The sequence below is a fragment of the Brenneria sp. g21c3 genome (assembly GCF_040240345.1).
In the GTDB taxonomy this organism is placed as follows: domain Bacteria; phylum Pseudomonadota; class Gammaproteobacteria; order Enterobacterales; family Enterobacteriaceae; genus Brenneria.
The window spans coordinates 1-566 of record NZ_JBEIAB010000053.1 but is presented as its reverse complement, the minus strand read 5'-3'; the positions used below and the strand labels follow the sequence as shown (position 1 = coordinate 566).

General features: G+C 53.7%; 1 rRNA gene. It reads right to left on the bottom strand.

The features are described 5' to 3' along the window. Window positions 1-566 (bottom strand): 23S ribosomal RNA (locus ABRZ28_RS24270); the annotation flags it as partial.

The window sequence follows — 566 nt, the reverse complement described above, 5'->3', positions numbered from 1 at the left end:
TCGCTGCCGCAGCTTCGGTGCATGGTTTAGCCCCGTTACATCTTCCGCGCAGGCCGACTCGACCAGTGAGCTATTACGCTTTCTTTAAATGATGGCTGCTTCTAAGCCAACATCCTGGCTGTCTGGGCCTTCCCACATCGTTTCCCACTTAACCATGACTTTGGGACCTTAGCTGGCGGTCTGGGTTGTTTCCCTCTTCACGACGGACGTTAGCACCCGCCGTGTGTCTCCCGTGATAACATTCTCCGGTATTCGCAGTTTGCATCGAGTTGGTAAGTCGGGATGACCCCCTAGTCGAAACAGTGCTCTACCCCCGGAGATGAGTTCACGAGGCGCTACCTAAATAGCTTTCGGGGAGAACCAGCTATCTCCCGGTTTGATTGGCCTTTCACCCCCAGCCACAAGTCATCCGCTAATTTTTCAACATTAGTCGGTTCGGTCCTCCAGTTAGTGTTACCCAACCTTCAACCTGCCCATGGCTAGATCACCGGGTTTCGGGTCTATACCCTGCAACTTAACGCCCAGTTAAGACTCGGTTTCCCTGCGGCTCCCCTATTCGGTTAACC